Genomic DNA, 16,732 nt, shown 5'->3' on the forward strand with positions numbered 1-16,732 from the left:
GCCCCATGACCGCCACCACCTCGCCCACGCTTCTAGAAGCCACACGCCAGCTCCAGCAACTGCGCAGCGGCTTTGAGCAACTGGCGCAAGCGCAAATCTCGGCAGCCGCCCTCAGCCAGCAAGCGCGCGCCGCCACAGCCCTGCTGCAGACGCTGCCACCGCGCTATAGCGAAGTTTTGTTCAATCTGCTGGACCGGCTTGAATCCAGCGCGCTGTTTACCGAGGAAAGCTGCTCTTTCAGCCAGAAAGGCCTGCTGGACAATCTGCAGATGTGGGCTGACAAGGCTCAAGGCAAGCTCAACGCATGAAGATCAGCGCCCGGCCTGCGCCAACTGCATGGCCAGCTGACGCAAGGCCTGCCAGCTGTCGCGCGGCCAGCCTGCGCTGGGAAGACCTTTGACAATGCCGTCCACCGCATGCGCAGACTGCAACAGTTGGGCAGCGCGCGCATCGCTGACGCGGGGCAGCAAACGCTCCATCAGCCGTTCCTTGGGTCCCCAGATGCGGTTTTCGCGCAGCGCCATGGGCAAGGGCTTGCCGCCTGCCATGGCGTCTTTCACCCGTTTGATATTGCGAATATCTTCGGCCAGCGCCCAATGCACCAGCACTTCGGCCTCGCCCTCGGCCTGCAATCCATCAAGCATGCGCATGCTGCGCGCAACCTGACCGGAGAGCACGGCTTCTGACAGCTTGAACACGTCATAACGCGCCACGTTGAGCACGGCCTGCTCGACCTGCTCAAAGCTCAGCTCACCCTCTGGGTGCAGCAGCGCCAGCTTCTGAATTTCCTGGTGCGCAGCCAGCAAGTTACCTTCCACGCGGTCAGCAAAAAATTGCAGCGTGCGCTGACCTTCCTCGCCCGCCGCCACGCGTTGGTTTTGCAGCGCCAACCGTTGGGCAATCCAGTGCGGCAACGCGCCACGCTCTATGGGCTCGACCTGAATGGTGACGCCCTGAGCATCCAGCGCCGAGAACCATGCGCCCGTGCGCGTGGCCTTATCCAGTCGCGGCAGGCTGATCAGAGTCAGCGTGCTGTCATTGCCCTGCGCACTGCTGGCCAGTTGCTGCAGCGCAGCGCCCCCCTCTTTACCCGGTTTACCGCTGGGGATGCGGACTTCCAGAATCTGCTTGTCGGCAAACAGGGATAGAGAGCCCCCGCCGCCAGCACCGCACTCCAGTCAAAGTGCGCGCCCATCACGGTGTAGCTGCTGCGCTCGGTATAGCCCTGCGCACGCGCCGTGGCGCGAATGGCATCCGCCGCTTCCTGCAGCTGCAGCGGTTCGTCCCCATGCAGCACATAGAGCGAGCGCAAGCCCTTGGCCAGATGAGAGGAAAGCTGGTTCAGCGCAAGCTGCATGAGAATATATTTCTATTGAAAAATGCCTGCAGCGCCCATCATTAAAGCGCTGGCAGCTATCAAAATTAACATTTTTGCTTGCACGCCTGACTCATGCGAGAGACAGCAAGCAAGGGCCGCCCCGCAGCGAGGCTGTCGTCCCCCTTTCAGGGGGGAAGGCGCAAAGCGCCTCAGGGAGTTAATGTTTTCACAGCCGCCAGACGACGAATGATTTGCTGAACGATGTCGTTGCGCATGTCCTTGTTCAGCATTTCTTCTTCTGTCGCCTTGGACAAGGCATTGGTTTCGTTATAGGTCACGTTGCGAATCTGGCGAATCTCGGTCGGCTCAATCACAGCATCGCCACCGGGAGTACGCAGAGCAAAGCGCACGATCAGTCGCAGCTCGATTTCACGCACCTGACCGGCGACGTTGGAGCCGATGATGATGCGCTGGGCCTGCTCACTGACGACCTGGCAGATCACCTCTGCCGTATCGGGTGAAGCCGGGTCTTTGACCACGGTGAGCTTGTCGCTGGAGGACTCCAGATTACGACGCAACAATGTGCCTACGGGCGAACCGCGCCCAGCCTGCACATAGATGGAGCGGAACACAAAGTTCGGCGCACCGCGCAAACGGAATCCGCAGGCTCCCAGCAAAGGCGTCAAGGCCATGGCGGCCAGCAGCGTACGTTTTTGCATCAACTGTCCTTTAATCTACAAAATCCTGCTGCCTCACCAGAAGCAGCAGGATCACGGCGGGTGGCGCTGCACCTATCGCCACCTCTCAAAGACAGAGGTGGCAGGCGCGCCAGCGCCTCAGGGAGTGATTAGATCACCACGTTCACGAGACGACCGGGCACCACAATGATTTTCTTGGGTGTCTTGCCTTCGGCGAACTTCTGGTACTCCTCGTGGGCCAGAGCCGCAGCTTCGATGGTGGCCTTGTCGGCACCTGCAGCCACCAGAATGGAGCCGCGCAGCTTGCCATTGACCTGCAGCACCAGCGTAATCTCGTCCTGCACCAGTGCCTTGGGGTCCACCTGAGGCCATGCGGCATCCAGCAGATCACCCATGTGGCTGGCGTAGCCCAGCTCGCTCCACAGCACATGGGCGACGTGAGGCGTTGCGGGGTACAGCACGCGCAGCAGAATGCCGAAGCCTTCGATCAGCGCGACCTTGGCACCAGCGTCATCCAGCGCCTTGAAGTCTTCCAGGGCGTTGATCATCTTCATCGCGCCAGAGACCACGGTGTTGTACTGCATGCGCGAGTAGTCGTACTCGACCTGCTTGAGCACGTTATGGATTTCCAGACGCAGGGCCTTGGCGGCCTTGCTGAATTCCACATCGTCCAGCGACTGGGCACCGGCAACGCCTGCCACGGCAGAAGCCATATCCATGCCCGCCAGCTTGGTGCCGAAGTTGTAGACGCGGCGCAGGAAGCGATAGCTGCCTTCCACGGCGGACTCGTTCCACTCCAGTGTCAGCTCTGGCGGCGAGGTGAACATGGTGTACAGGCGCGCGGTGTCGGCACCGTACTTTTCGATCAGGTCCTGAGGGTCCACGCCATTGTTCTTGGACTTGGACATAGTCGTCATCTCGTAGTCGAGCTTGGAGCCATCGGCCTTGAGCGTGCAAGTCGCGACGTCCACGTCCTTTTCCCAGTAGTACTCCTTGGCACCGCTGGGCAGTTTTTGCGAGTACGCACCGCGCAGCACCATGCCCTGCGTCAGCAGCTTGGTGAAGGGCTCGTCGATCTTGAGCAGGCCCAGATCGCGCATGACCTTGGTCCAGAAGCGGGCGTACAGCAAGTGCAGGATGGCGTGTTCCACACCACCGATGTACTGGTCCATGCCGCTGCCACCGGTCGCCAGATTCTGATCGCGCATCCAGTAATCAGCGCCTGCGCCCACCATCTGCTCGCTGTTCTTCGCATCGCAATAGCGCATGAAGTACCACGAGCTGTCCACAAAGGTGTCCATGGTGTCGGTTTCACGGCGGGCTGGCTTGCCGCAGCAAGGGCAGACCACACCGGCGTGGAACGCTTCGCTCTTGATCAGCGGGTTACCTGAGCCATCGGGCACCAAATCCTGTGGCAGCACCACGGGCAGGTCCTTCTCAGGCACAGGCTGGGCACCGCAGTCTTCGCAGTGAATGATCGGGATAGGCGTGCCCCAGTAGCGCTGGCGGCTCACACCCCAGTCGCGCAGACGCCAGGTGGTCTTGAGTTCGCCCAGACCCTTGTCGCCCACAATCTTGGCCACGGCTTGCACGGCATCCTTGTGGTTCAGGCCGTTCAGCTCGCCAGAGTTGATCAATACGCCGCGTTCCTTGTCGCCGTACCAGTCGCTCCACTGCTTGTCGTCGTACGCGGCCTGGCCTTCAACCGTCACCACTTGCTTGATGGGCAAGTTGTATTTGTTGGCAAACAAGAAGTCGCGTTCGTCATGGGCAGGCACGCCCATGACAGCGCCGTCGCCATAGCTCATCAGCACGTAGTTGCCAATCCACACTTCGACTTGCGCGCCGGTGATGGGATGGGTGACGAACAGGCCGGTGGGCTTGCCTTCTTTTTCACGAACGGCCAGTTCAGCCTCTGTGGTGCCGCCCTTTTTACATTCTTCAATGAAGGCAGCCAGCTCGGGCTTGTCTGCAGCGGCGTGCGTGGCCAGCGGATGCTCTGGTGCCACGGCGCAGAAGGTCACACCCATGACGGTGTCGGCACGGGTGGTGAAGACGTACATCTTGCCGTCTTGGATCAGGTTGCCGTCGGCACCCTTGATGTCGTGGGTGAACGCAAAGCGCACGCCCGCCGACTTGCCGATCCAGTTTTCCTGCATCAGGCGCACCTTGTCGGGCCAGCCGGTCAGCGTAGCCTTCTCGTTGCCCATTTGCACATGGTCGAGCAGCTCTTGCGCATACTGCGTGATGGCTAGGTAGTAACCGGGGATCTCGCGCTTTTCCACCAACGCGCCAGTGCGCCAGCCGCGGCCGTCGATCACTTGCTCGTTGGCCAGCACGGTCTGGTCCACCGGGTCCCAGTTCACGACCTGGGTCTTGCGGTAGGCAATGCCCTTGTCCAGCATCTTCAGGAACAGCCACTGGTTCCACTTGTAGTAATCAGGGTCGCAGGTGGCGATTTCACGCGACCAGTCGATGGCCAGGCCCATGGCCTGCATCTGCTTTTTCATGTACGCGATGTTCTCGTACGTCCACTTCGCAGGCGGCACCTTGTTCTTCAGGGCTGCATTTTCAGCGGGCAGACCAAAAGCATCCCAGCCCATGGGCATGAGGACGTTGAAGCCCTTCATGCGCAGCTGGCGCGTGAGCATGTCGTTGATGGTGTAGTTGCGCACATGGCCCATGTGCAGCTTGCCGCTGGGGTAAGGCAGCATGGAGCAGGCGTAGTACTTGGGCTTGCTGCTGTCTTCGGTAACGCGGTAGGCGTCCTTGGCTTGCCAATGATCTTGCGCGGCGCGCTCGACGTCGATGTGGTTGAATTTTTCTTGCATGGTGCAGTGCAGTGGCCGCCAGCCCCCTTGGGTCACGGCAAGGTAGTAATCTGAAATCAGCAGGGATTTTAGGCTGCCCGCTCGCTTGCGCCAGTTTCGGCCAGCATGACCGCAAAGTGCGCTGCGCCTTCCAGCCCTGGCTTCCCACGCGCAACACTGGGAAATGCCGCTGTGCGTAAGCTTTGGGCTGAACTTTGGCACCTGCCAGCAGTCTCACCCTTTCTGCCCCGCCATCGCCGGCCCTCTGCCAGAGTCTTGTCAGACCGTATCGGCTTGCGCCCCTTACCCCAATGAATTTGCTTTCTGAGGAGCTGTTGTTGCTTTCCCTATGGTCTTTTGCTTCTGAGTGGAACCCTTCCATGCAAACGCTGGCGGCACTGTGCGCGCTGGCCTTTGCGGCCATGCTGGCCGGCTGGCTGACCCGCTGGCTGGTGCTCAAGGTGTTTAGGCACATGCGCGATACGCTCAAGACCGGCTGGTCGCAAGTCCTCATGCACGACAAAGTGCTGCGCCGCATTGCCAAGGCCGTGCCATCCCTGATCGTGCAGTTTGGCGTGATGGGCGTGCCGTATCTGGAGCCGCGCTGGACCACGCTGATCACCAATGTGGCGATTGCATTCACGGTCTACCACCTGGGACGCGCGCTGTGCGACCTGCTCAACGCCATGAACGAGGCGCACGAACGCGACGAAGAGCGCAAGGCCGCAGCGCAGACCCACTCCATCAAAAGCTATGTGCAACTGGGCAAGCTGCTGATCTGCAGCTTTGCGGTCGTACTCATCGTGGCCACGCTGCTCAACCGTTCGCCCCTGCTGCTGCTGTCGGGGCTGGGCGCCATGTCGGCCGTGCTGATGCTGGTGTTCAAGGACACCATCCTGTCCTTTGTCGCAGGCGTGCAGCTGGGCAGCAACGACATGCTGCGCGTGGGCGACTGGATCGAGATGCCACAGGTCGGGGCCGACGGCTTTGTGATCGACATCGCACTCAACACCGTCAAGGTGCAGAACTTTGACAAAACCATCACCACCATCCCCACCTGGCGTCTGATGAGCGACAGCTTCAAGAACTGGCGCGGCATGTTCGAGGCCGGAGGCCGCCGCATTCAGCGCTCGCTATCCATCGATGCCCACAGCATTCACATGCTATCCAAAGATGAGCGGCATGCGCTTTCTGACATTGCGCTGCTGCGCGATTACTGGAATGAAAAAACCGGCTTGCGGGCCGTGGACGATGTACAGCCCGGCAGCATTACGGCCCAGAGTGGCCACCTCATCGCCCCCAATCAGGTCAGCAATCTGGCCGCATTCAAAGCCTATGCCTATGCCTATCTGCTGGCCCACCCCCGCATTCACCAGGGGCCGGGCATGTTTTTGCTGGCACGCACGCTGGAGCCGTCGCCACAGGGTGTGCCGCTGCAGCTGTACTGCTACACCAACACCACCATCTGGGTGGAGTACGAAGCGATTCAGGGCGAAATCTTCGACCACCTGATCGCCATGCTGCCGCACTTTGGGCTCAAGCTGTATCAGCGCTCTTCCGACTACGGCATGCACTACCCCGTCCCCGGGCCTGTCACAACCACACCGACAGCAATGTAGTAGCCCATTAACACCCGCTGCGCCCCTTGCCTGCCCACAATGGTTTGACCACCTACAAAGGAGACAGACCATGGCAGGCAAGAAGATTTTGATGATTTGCGGCGACTACTGCGAGGATTACGAGACCATGGTGCCGTTTCAGGCACTGCTGGCCGTCGGCCACACCGTGCACGCCGTCTGCCCCGACAAAAAGGCCGGCGACCAGATCAAGACCGCCATTCACGACTTTGAAGGCGCTCAGACCTATAGCGAAAAGCCTGGCCACAACTTCACGCTCAACGCCACGTTTGCCGACGTGAAAGTGGCCGACTACGACGCGCTGGTCATCCCCGGCGGTCGTGGCCCCGAGTATCTGCGTGGCTATGAAAGCGTGCGCGCCGCTGTGCGCCACTTTTTTGACACCAACAAGCCCGTAGCCGCCGTCTGCCACGGTGCGCAGCTGCTGGCTGGCGCTGGCGTGCTCAAGGGCCGCACCTGCTCCGCCTACCCCGCCTGCCGTGCGGAAGTGGAACTGGCGGGTGGCACCTATGCCGATATTCCCGTCGATCAGGCCCATACCGAAGGCAATCTGGTCAGCGCGCCCGCCTGGCCTGCGCACCCTGCGTGGATTGCACAGTTCCTGGCGCTGCTGGGCACCAAGATTTCGCACTGAAATCGGCCTCCAGCGCTTATTCAACAAGCGCTTTAAGCTACACATTCAAGAGCAAGCCTCTTGACTCCACGCAAACCGGGCCACACCATGGCCCGGTTTTGTTTTGGAGAGCCGCGCCATGTGCCAGGTCTTTATCAGCGCCGACCCACAACTCTGGAGCCACCGGGCTCGCTCCATCCGTCTGCATGGGGTGGCAACCAGCATCCGGCTGGAAAACCTGTTCTGGCAGGTACTGGAAGAAATCGCTGCCCGCGATGGCTTCAGCGTGCCGCAACTGTGCACCAAGCTCTATGACGAGCTGATTGCCGAGCGCGGCGCGGTGGACAACTTCAGCTCTTTTTTACGCGTATGCTGCACCCGCTACCTGGCGCTGCAGCTGTCGGGCGAGATTCCGCAGGACATGGGCATACCGATTCGCTCGCTGAGCAACACACCCGGGCGCGAAGCGTCATCCCTTGCGCACTGATGCTTTCAGCGCAGATACACCGCCTCAAAGCGCAGCAGCACCTGACCATCGGCATCGCTCAGCGCCAGCTTCTGGCCCTGCACCGCAAAGCTGCTGACCTGCGCCAGCGAGCTGAGAAACGCCTGCTCCCTGAGCCGCCCCTGCACACAGGCCATTCGGGTCGTCGTCACCGCAGACAGGCGCAGCCAGCGCCCATCAAGGCTATAGCTACCCCGCAGCCGGTTGCAGCCACCCGCGCCGTGAAAGCGGCCGGTGCCGGTCTCCAGCACGATATGCGGCTCGGGCTGGTTGTCATAAGCGCTGACATGCGAGCCATCGCCCATTTGCACCAGCCTCCAGTAGGTATTTAGCAGCGGCGCGGACTCTGCGGCCATGGCTCCGGCTTCGCTCACGCCTGCGGGCTGATTCACCTCGGCCGCGCAACCCGCCAGCGCCCATAACATGCACAGTGCGCCCAGCGCCGGGCGAAGAAAGCCTCTGAAATGAGATGTGGCATGCATGGCAGGAAGTAATTAAGAGATAAAAGTGCCGCTAATGCCTACAGGCTAAGCACTAGCAGCTCATTTTTCAGGAGTCCTACATCCCCGGCGCACCGGGCATTCCCACATAGTAATGACCTGCCGTCATGCCGCCATCCACCACGATTTCTGCACCAACCATGTAAGAGGACTCGTCGCTGGCCAGAAACAGCGTGGCAGCCGCCACTTCTGACGGCTCACCCACGCGCTGCAGCGCAATGTTGGTAAAGCCTTGGTTGACCTGCTCACGCGAACGCTGGCCGGGGTTGCCCATGGCGGTATCGACACCGCCCGGGTGCACGGAATTCACGCGCACGCCACGGTGACCCAGCTCCATGGCTGCCACCTTGGTCAGCCCGCGCACGCCCCATTTGCTCGATGCATAGGCCGCCAGCCCGTTCGCGCCCTTCATGCCATCGACGGAGGACAGGTTGACGATGGAGCCGCGCCCACGCTCGATCATGCCCGGTGCCACGGCCTTGATGCCCAGAAACTCACCCACCAGATTGACCTTGAGAACGCGTTCGTAGTCTGCCAGCGAGGTGTCAAGCAAGGTCTTGAACAGCAATACGCCTGCGTTATTGACCAGCACATCGACCACGCCCAAGTCTTTCTCCACATTGCGCACCAGCGCGGCCCAGGATTCTTCGCTGGTCACGTCATGGGGGTAAAAACGAGCCGCGTCACCCAGCTCGGCAGCCAGTGCCCGGCCTTCGGCCTCCAGCATGTCGGCAATCGCCACTTTGGCACCCTGCTCTACAAACAATCTGCAAGTAGCCGCGCCCATGCCGCGTGCGCCGCCGGTGATGATGGCGGTCTTGCCTGCCAGTCGGTTCATTGCTTTGTCTCCTTATCGTTATGAAAAAAGCCTCGTAAGAGGCTTTTTGATTATTGGTTGCATACCCCTTTGGCCCCCGGCCAATTTCTGCCGGGATATACCTAGGCCAAACAGGGGTAGCGCAATGTGTAAGGCAGCTATGGGCGTGGCTCCTTCGCACCCTCCGCAGGCTCTACGGCAGCCTCGGTCTGCTCCTCAGCGGCGCGCTCGCTGGGGCTGGCGGCATCCGCCCCGGATTTCCAGCTCCAGATGGGGCCACCGGGCAAAGGCTCAATGACTTTGCCCTCGGCATCGGCCAGCCCCACCAGCAGAGCGCGACCATCGGGCAGCACGCGAAAGTCGCCGTATTTGCCGCTTTCAAAATGCGTGCCCTGCCCTTCGGGGAAGAAGTAGGCATCGGTCACCAGCACCCACTGTCCTTTGAGCCGCTTGAGCGGCAAGATCACCTCGCCCGCGCCAGCTTGCTTGTGGTCAGTCACCAGCGCCTGCACCGTGGCAATGCCTTGAGCATCGACGGCGGCACGCACATAGGCTGTAGGGGACGTGATATTTTCCAGCCCTTCTCTGACGGCAGGCGGCAGATCAAAGCGCAGCGCCATATAGTCACCCTGCATCAGCGACCGCGGGTCCACAGGTATCAGCGGCACCAGAATGCGCTGACCGTGGGCAATGACTTGCTCTTTGCCGCGCACATCCCAGTTGACCGCGCCAAACACCAGCACCGCGCTCGCCAGCATCCAGGCCAGCTGCGCCTTGTTGCTGCGCGTTTGTGGCTGCGCGGCTTGCGGCACCGCAACTGCGGCTGTGCGCTGGCGCAGCGCCCACAGGCCTGCCAGAAGCACGGCACCCAGCGCGGCTACGCCAACACCTTTGATGGCCAGCGGCCAGTGCGACTCGTAATAAAACTGACTCAGCATCACCAGGCCCAGCAGCGCGCACAGCAAAGCAATACGCCAGCGCCCAGCCAGCAGGGCGGCAGCGGCAATCAGGGCAATGGCTCCCAGATCCAAACGAAACCATGCGCACACAGCCAGCAAAGCCCCCACCAGCATCAGCAATGCCGGCATGCGGGCTTGCAGCAGGCCCCGGCCGCGCCAGGTGCGAACCAGCAGCGCCGTAGCCAGCAGCACCTCTGCAGCAGACAGCCAGCGCGCGGCAACAAAAGCCCAGCTCCAGCCTTCTTCCCAGCCTTGGCTCCAGCGCATCTGCCCCTGCACATCCAGCCAGTCATTGCCGTAGCTGCCCTTGGCAATGAGCAGCAGCACCCCGACGATTGCGGCATCGGCAAACACCGCCCAGCGAGTCTGCGCCGACCCTTGCCGAGGCCGTGCCAGCCGTGCGGGTTCGGCCCGCAGCCACAGCCACCACAGGGCCACCAGCAGCAGACTATCGAGCTGCAGCGGCAACAGCCACGGCAACCAGCTTTGCAGCACCATAAAGAAAACCAAGGCAGCGACCGCCCAGGCCACACCCATGATGGCCTGAATCCAGCGCGCCGCAGACAGCCAGGCCCCCAACACCTTCAGGGCCGCCAACAACACACAGGCCATCAACAGGTGGGGGCGGGAATCCAGGTAATCGACACCCAGATTGATCAGTACCAGCGCCTCGCCCAGCAGCCACAGCACCAGCCCTGCGCAGCCTGCAAAAGCCTGCGGCCCGCTGCGCAGCAAAGCACCGCCACCGGCCAAGGCCAGCAGGCCTAGCACCATGCCGCCATGACCTAAAAACATCTCTTCGCCCAAGCCCAAAAACGCAAAGGCAAGCAGTGGAACCATGCAGACCAGCACGCCCAGCATGGCCATGACAATGACCAGCACCGAGGGCTCGTGGGCATCAACGGGCGCAGCATCGCCCTGCACCAGCCCTTGCTGCCGCGCGGCAGGCCACCAATGGGGCTGTGATGAAAAATACTTCATACCTGCTCCTCCCGCATGCGCTGCTGCACGCTCACCAGCCAGCGCACCGAGCCGCCCAGACAGGCCAGCCCCACCAGGGAAAAAATCAGCAGACCGCCAATATCTGCACGCACCAGAACCCGGGCCGCCGCCGACAGCAGCAGTGCATTGACGGCCAGCGTGGCCAGGCAAAGCGAGACATAGTCCTGAAAACGCCCTTGCAGCGACAGCACCAGACTGGCGACCACCAGTGCCAACGTGCAGACCAGTACCGCACCCGTGCCACGCTCCTCAAAATCAAAAACCTGCGCCACAAACATGCTGCTCCACACCGTCAGCGCACAGGCCAGCGCCGCACGGTGCGACCACCAGCCCATGCCGCCCTGCACACGCAACCAGGGCAGCAGCGACACCAGAGTGGGCACACAAAGCAGCGCCAGCCACAGGCCGATGTTCAGCCAGCGGCTCGGTTGCGAGCCATTGCCGAGGAACAGCACATCGCCCCAGTCCAGCCGCCCCGTCCACATGACAATGCCCAGCGCCACAATCAGCACCCACAGCAGCCACAACCAGTCACTGCGCAACATGCCCACCCAGATCAGCGACAGCGCGGCCCACACGGCAAACAGCTGCCAGGCATCGGCCCCGGTTTGGTAGGTCTGCCCAACAAAAGCCAGCAAGCCGCCCAGCACCAGCGTGGCGCAGAACAGTGCAGCCACCCGCATGCTCGGCCACAGGCAGGCTGCCAGCACGGCTGCCGCCAGTGCCGCTTCAATCAAGCTTAGTTTGAACAGGCGAGACTGCTCCTGCCAGTTGGCCGCAATCCAGAAAATCAGACCACAGCCCAGCAACAGGGCGGCCACCAGCAGCAGGCCGGTGCGCATACGCGCTTCCATGGTTTGCGGGTTGCGGGGTGACACCGCCAGTTGATAGAGCTGCGCCACGCGCTCTTGGTCGGGCACCAGTGGCTGGGAGACCTGATACAGATGAGGGTCCATCACATGCTTTCTGTTCAATCAGCCCATCATGCATGGCAAGCGCGGACTCTGACAAATCAGCTGTGTGACGCTTCCTCTTGCACAAAGCTGCAAGCTGCCGTATTGGTGCAGCGCCAGACGCCCTGTCCGGCCAGTGGTCCACGCTGCATTACCAGCTTGCGCAGCGGCCATGTGCACTGCGGGCATTCGCGCACCTCATTCATGCGCTTGACTGCGGCAAGAGTCCGGTCAGGGACGGGAGCGGCTCGCTCGGGCGGCACATCTACCGGCAACTCGACCATCGCCGCAGCCACCGGCTCCAGCAAGATATCGACCACATCGGGCGGCGGTGGCTTTACGGGCTCTGCCACAGGCTCAGGCTTGGGCCGCGCAGGCGTCTTGCTCTGCATCTTTGGCTTGGGTTGCAACTTGGCGGCTTGCAACTCCTTCACATGCGCCACATGCTGCTTATCCGTGGCGCGGCCAGGTTGCAGACGCACGGCTTCGAGCTTGTCCAGCAGCTCCTGCATTTGCTCAGGGCTCCATACCCTCTGTGTAAAGCTCTGGATGTGGCTGACAAAGCCATCGCCACGCGTGACTTGCGGCGGCATCTCTGTCTTGAACTCGCAGTCGCCTACAAAGGCAATCACCGAGTGCACATGTTCAGGCGCAACGCCCAGCAACTCCTGAATCGCCTTGGTGTGCTTGTAGTTCTGGCGCAGCGGGTTCTGAAAGCGGCTGCGCTTTTTAAAGATTTGCTGCGTCCACTGCGACTGGCGCTCGCTGCCAAAAATCCAGCCCTGATAGTTCTTGGTTTCCAGCACAAACAGGCCGTAGGGCGAAAAAATCAGGTGGTCAATCTGCGTGCTGCCATCGGCTGTGGGCAAGGTGACGTTGTGCAGATCCACATAGACCAGCGGATTGAGCTGCTTGCGAATGGTGTTTTGCACCGTCCGCTCCCCACGCCAGCCCTTGAAGCGCGGTGAGCGCAACACGCCCAGCAGCACGGCAACCAGCAGCGCCAGTCCCAGATACAAAAACAGGCCCTGAAAGGCCGTCGCAAAAATCTGATTCATACCGCCCCTAAGGCCAAAAACCGTCACTCACCCAACAAGGGACAGCAAGCAAGCGCCGCCGCGCAGCGAGGCTGTCGTCCCCCTCCCGCATTGCGAAGCAAAGCGAGAGAGGGGGAAGGCGCAAAGCGCCTCAGGGGGAGCCTTAATTCAACGCCATGCTCAAACGACGGCGGTAGCTGTTGACCATGGCGGTCGCCTCATCCAGCTCGGCGTTGCTTTTGCCCAGCAGCTCGATGCCGCCAGCGGCCTGGCCGGGCACGGCGTCTTGCTTTTTGGGCTTGGGCGGGGTGAGCAGTTCCAGCACTGCGACGATGAGCTTGCGAGCGGCCTGATCGTTCCAGCTCTTGTCGCGCATGATGATTTCCAGCAGCTCATCCATGGCCATGGTCCACTGGTTGTGGGCCAGCAGGGCTCGGGCGCGGCCAAAGCGGGCGTCAAAGTCGCGCTTGTTGGCGGCGATCAGCGGGTCGTATTTGGCCACGTCGGCGTTGTCGCCTTCGGTGGCAAATTCCAGCGCCTTGAGCCACTGGTTCAGCGCTTCAAAGCGCAGCGGCTGGGGGATGCGCTTGATGGGCTCGGCCAGCAGGGCGCGGGCTTCTTCAAAGCCGCCGGTGGCGATCAGCAGGCGCACATAGTCAAAGCGGGCGTCGTCGTTGGCGGGGTCGGCCGCCAGTGCATCGGCCATTTTTTGCAGTGCGGCCTGGGTGTCGCCCGCCGCCAGCAGGGCTTGCGCTTCGTCAACTTCAGATTCAGCCGCCATCTCGTCGCCTGCAGGCAGGTGCTTGTCGAGGAATTCGCGCAGCTTGCCTTCGGTCTGAGCCCCTGTGAAACCGTCCACGGGCTTGCCTTCAATCATCAGCACGCAGGTGGGAATGGAGCGAATGCCAAACATGCTGGCCAGTTGCTGCTCTTGATCAGAGTCGATCTTGGCCAGCTTGAAGCGACCTTCGTAGGCGATTTCCAGCTTTTCCAGAATCGGACCAAGCGTCTTGCAGGGGCCGCACCAGGGCGCCCAGAAGTCCACCAGCACCGGCACGGCCATGGAGGCGGCAATGACTTCGGCTTCAAAATTCTCGATGGTGATGTCAATCATGTGATTCCCAATGCTGCTTGTGCGCTGCCACGGGGCAGCGGCGCTGATGTGTCGGCGATCTTCCGGTCACTGCCCGGCCGCCGCGCGATGCTGCGATTCTCCATGCAAATGCGCGCCAGCAATTCATAGGCTGGCGCAGGGCGGGTCTTTGCTGCACGAATGAGAGCGGCTAGCGCCTGCATCAAATGCTTTTAAACATGTTTTATGCCAAAAACCAATATGGATAAAGCGCTAGCCGCTCTCGTTTTGAGAGTGCACACGATGCAGCCCTGACAGCCGCCTCCGCTATATTGCTCACCAACCAAGGAGCGCAGACTTGATTGAAGTTTCACAACTGGTGTTCGAATACCCCGGCCACCGCGCACTCGATGGCGTGAGCGTCTCGATTGGCGCAGGCAGCGTCACCGCGCTGGTGGGGCCCAATGGCGCGGGCAAATCCACGCTGATGCGCTGCATTGCCGGGCTGGATCAACCGCTGTCCGGCCATATCCGCGTCAAAGACTTGTCCGTCGAAGAGCAACCGCGCGAAGTGCACCGCCACCTCGGCTATCTCTCTGATTTTTATGGTCTGTACGACCGCCTGAGCGTCATGCGCTGCCTGCAGTACTCGGCGCTGTCCATGGGCGTGGCGCCCAGTGGCGTGCCCGCCCGCGTGCAGCAGGTCGCTGCGCAACTAGGGCTGACGGAGCTGCTGCACCGCCACCCTACCGAGCTGTCTCGCGGCCAGCGCCAACGGGTGGCGATTGGGCAGGCGATTGTTCACCAGCCCAGCGTGCTGCTGCTGGATGAACCCGCCAGCGGGCTGGACCCGGATGCGCGCAGCAGCCTGTCACAGCTGTTTCGCCAGTTGCAGGCGCAGGGCATGACGCTGATCGTCTCCAGCCACATCCTGAGCGAGCTGGACGAGTACTGCACCCACATTCTGAGCATTCGCAACGGCCGCATTGAAAGCCATGAGGCGCTGCAAAGCGCAGGCGGCGTCAGCCAAAGCCAGCAGAGCCATCAGGCCGCCGCCAACGCTCAGCCACAGCTTTACGCGCTGGAAGTGCCCATGCCGCAGACCGAGGGCTTTGAAGCCCGCCTGCGTCAGGCGCTGCTGACCACCACGGTGCAGGACTTTGACATCACCGGCAGCCGCCCCATTCAGCTGTGGCTGCCCGCCGCTGCGCCCGCCCGGGCCGAGTGGCTGAGCCAGCTGGTGCAGGCAGGCATTCCCGTCGCATCGCTGGCCTCTGTGCGTGAACGGCTGCAAGACCGTTATGCCCGCACGGCCCAGGCCCGTGATACCGAGAACAAGGAGCAAGCATGAGCGCCGCGCGCAACCCCGAATTTCAGCGCCAGCTCTGGCTGAACTGGCGCCCCTCGCTGCTGGCATGGAGTCTGGGCCTAAGCCTGCTGATACTGGCCATGCCGCTGGCCCTGTCTTCCCCCAAGGATTTGCCGGGCTCACTCAGCATGACGGCCATTGCCGGGGTGTGGGTGGCCGCCATCGTCTACGGCAGCGTGCTGGCCGGGCGCAGTCTGGCCGAAGAAGCCAGCCAGAACACCTGGGACTGGCAGCGCCTGTCTGCCCTGTCGCCCTGGCAGATGGCATGGGGCAAGCTGCTGGGCGCGGCCCTGCCCGCATGGCTGTATGTGCTGTGGTTTGCGATTGCCTCGGCAGCCATTGCCACCCTGTGGGTGATGGAGCCCATAAAGATTCACCACACCATTGGCTTGGCCGTGCTCTGGGGGCTGGGCCTGCAGACCTGGGCCATGAACTCGGTGCTGATGAGCTGGGGCCAGCAAGACCGCCCCGTCAACCGCAGGCGCGCGGCCCTGTTGCCATTGCTGCTCCTGTTTTTCATACCCGGCCCCTTCATCAGCCATGTTTACACAAGCGTGGTGGAGAACAGCAGCGATCCCGTGCTGTGGTGGGGCATGGATGTCGGCGGACTGGGGCTGGCCTATCTGTCTGGCGGGCTGATACTGGGTCTGGGCCTGTTGGGTCTGTGGCGACAGCTGTGCACGCGGCTGGATGTGCGCACCCTGCCCTGGGCCTGGCCGCTGGGTCTGACTCTGACGGGCTTTTTCTCCGCTGGTTCGATGCACATGGGTACTGCCGCTTTTTTCAGCAGTACCGCCTTGATTGCGCTGGCAGGCACCGCCTATGTCGCGCTTCAGCACATGGACCAGCATCTGCGAGCATGGAGGCAGGTCCAATGGTCGGCCAGCCGCCAGCGCTGGCGCGAGGCACTTGAGGCGCTGCCGCTGTGGCCCGTCAGCCTGCTGCTGGCTTTTGCCATGGCCTTGCTACTGCTGTTCGCCCCGCATAGCTTCGAGGCTGCCATCCGCGGCCAGCTCAACAGCCTCAACCTCTATCTGTGCTTGCATTTGCTGCGCGACTGCCTGCTGCTGACGGGTTTTGCCCTGCTGGCGGGCAAGCTTAAATCGCCCATGGCCGCGTTTGTGATTGCCTGGCTGATCCTCAACTTCGCCGCGCCGCTGCTGGCCTATGGCGTGGGCGGCTCTACAGGTGCCTTGATTGTGCAACCCGTGGTCGCCATGTGGTTTGGCTCGACCAATGCGGCAGAGCAAGTCGGCGCATGGGTGCGCTATGTGCCGTGGGTGTCTCTGAGCCTGCAGATTCTGGTCACGCTGGGCTGGGTGGTTTACGTCTTCAAGGACCGCGTACTGGGCTTTGCGCGCGACAACGCGGCGGCCTGAATCGGGCGGTCATAGCTGCTTTGCAAAGCAGGCTATGACCCACCGCCGCAAGGCCGTGCAGCA

The 16,732-nt window shown here is 61.9% G+C and carries 14 protein-coding genes and 1 pseudogene; 6 read left to right on the forward strand and 9 right to left on the reverse strand.

The features are described from left to right. Nucleotides 1-5: 5 nt before the first annotated feature. Nucleotides 6-308, forward strand: a complete 303-nt coding sequence (locus CLU84_RS18290) for a hypothetical protein (protein WP_099739151.1) — start codon at nucleotides 6-8, stop codon at nucleotides 306-308. A 3-nt stretch (nucleotides 309-311) separates the two neighbouring features. Here CLU84_RS18290 and holA read toward each other — a convergent pair. The 3 genes and pseudogenes from holA to leuS form a co-directional block, all read right to left on the reverse strand. Continuing rightward, nucleotides 312-1,357 (reverse strand): annotated as a pseudogene (gene holA, locus CLU84_RS18295) (DNA polymerase III subunit delta). Between the two features lie 170 nt (nucleotides 1,358-1,527). Beyond that, nucleotides 1,528-2,037, reverse strand: coding sequence for an LPS assembly lipoprotein LptE (gene lptE, locus CLU84_RS18300; RefSeq protein WP_099739153.1), 510 nt, complete (start codon nucleotides 2,035-2,037; stop codon nucleotides 1,528-1,530). Between the two features lie 128 nt (nucleotides 2,038-2,165). Continuing rightward, complete coding sequence (gene leuS, locus CLU84_RS18305; protein WP_099740035.1) at nucleotides 2,166-4,847, reverse strand: leucine--tRNA ligase; 2,682 nt, start codon at nucleotides 4,845-4,847, stop codon at nucleotides 2,166-2,168. A gap of 359 nt (nucleotides 4,848-5,206) precedes the next feature. Between leuS and CLU84_RS18310 the strand changes: the two genes are divergently transcribed. The 3 genes from CLU84_RS18310 (at nucleotide 5,207) to CLU84_RS18320 (ending at nucleotide 7,563) form a co-directional block, all read left to right on the forward strand. After that, nucleotides 5,207-6,445 carry a mechanosensitive ion channel family protein gene (locus tag CLU84_RS18310; protein WP_099739155.1) on the forward strand — a complete coding sequence of 413 codons (1,239 nt, stop codon included), beginning with the start codon at nucleotides 5,207-5,209 and terminating at the stop codon, nucleotides 6,443-6,445. A 70-nt stretch (nucleotides 6,446-6,515) separates the two neighbouring features. Beyond that, on the forward strand, nucleotides 6,516-7,097 hold the full coding sequence (locus CLU84_RS18315) for a DJ-1/PfpI family protein (RefSeq protein ID WP_099739157.1): 582 nt from the start codon (nucleotides 6,516-6,518) through the stop codon (nucleotides 7,095-7,097). Nucleotides 7,098-7,215: 118 nt separating this feature from the next. Continuing rightward, on the forward strand, nucleotides 7,216-7,563 hold the full coding sequence (locus tag CLU84_RS18320) for a ribbon-helix-helix domain-containing protein (RefSeq protein ID WP_099739159.1): 348 nt from the start codon (nucleotides 7,216-7,218) through the stop codon (nucleotides 7,561-7,563). Nucleotides 7,564-7,568: 5 nt separating this feature from the next. Here the strand turns inward: CLU84_RS18320 and CLU84_RS18325 are convergent, their stop codons facing one another. From CLU84_RS18325 to trxA, 6 genes are all read right to left on the reverse strand, one after another. After that, on the reverse strand, nucleotides 7,569-8,063 hold the full coding sequence (locus tag CLU84_RS18325) for an META domain-containing protein (RefSeq protein WP_099739161.1): 495 nt from the start codon (nucleotides 8,061-8,063) through the stop codon (nucleotides 7,569-7,571). A 76-nt stretch (nucleotides 8,064-8,139) separates the two neighbouring features. Beyond that, complete coding sequence (locus tag CLU84_RS18330; protein ID WP_099739162.1) at nucleotides 8,140-8,919, reverse strand: SDR family NAD(P)-dependent oxidoreductase; 780 nt, start codon at nucleotides 8,917-8,919, stop codon at nucleotides 8,140-8,142. Between the two features lie 137 nt (nucleotides 8,920-9,056). Next, entirely contained in the window at nucleotides 9,057-10,838 is a 1,782-nt protein-coding gene (locus CLU84_RS18335) for a GDYXXLXY domain-containing protein (RefSeq protein WP_099739164.1), read from the reverse strand. After that, complete coding sequence (locus CLU84_RS18340) at nucleotides 10,835-11,815, reverse strand: DUF2157 domain-containing protein (RefSeq protein WP_099739166.1); 981 nt, start codon at nucleotides 11,813-11,815, stop codon at nucleotides 10,835-10,837. Before CLU84_RS18340 ends, CLU84_RS18335 begins: the two co-directional genes overlap by 4 nt. A 56-nt stretch (nucleotides 11,816-11,871) precedes the next feature. Further along, entirely contained in the window at nucleotides 11,872-12,870 is a 999-nt protein-coding gene (locus tag CLU84_RS18345) for a nuclease-related domain-containing protein (RefSeq protein ID WP_099739168.1), read from the reverse strand. A gap of 142 nt (nucleotides 12,871-13,012) precedes the next feature. Further along, complete coding sequence (gene trxA, locus CLU84_RS18350; RefSeq protein ID WP_099739169.1) at nucleotides 13,013-13,963, reverse strand: thioredoxin; 951 nt, start codon at nucleotides 13,961-13,963, stop codon at nucleotides 13,013-13,015. A gap of 316 nt (nucleotides 13,964-14,279) precedes the next feature. On the opposite strand from trxA, the gene CLU84_RS18360 reads away from it, so the two are divergent. Both CLU84_RS18360 and CLU84_RS18365 read left to right on the forward strand, forming a co-directional pair. Next, the gene (locus CLU84_RS18360) at nucleotides 14,280-15,272 is read left to right on the forward strand and encodes an ABC transporter ATP-binding protein (RefSeq protein WP_099739173.1); all 993 of its coding nucleotides are present in this window, start codon (nucleotides 14,280-14,282) and stop codon (nucleotides 15,270-15,272) included. Further along, on the forward strand, nucleotides 15,269-16,669 hold the full coding sequence (locus tag CLU84_RS18365; RefSeq protein WP_099739175.1) for a hypothetical protein: 1,401 nt from the start codon (nucleotides 15,269-15,271) through the stop codon (nucleotides 16,667-16,669). The genes CLU84_RS18360 and CLU84_RS18365 overlap by 4 nt, the downstream gene beginning before the upstream one ends. The last annotated feature ends 63 nt before the right edge of the window (nucleotides 16,670-16,732 follow it).

This window comes from Comamonas sp. 26 (genome assembly GCF_002754475.1).
In the GTDB taxonomy this organism is placed as follows: Bacteria; Pseudomonadota; Gammaproteobacteria; order Burkholderiales; family Burkholderiaceae_C; genus Comamonas.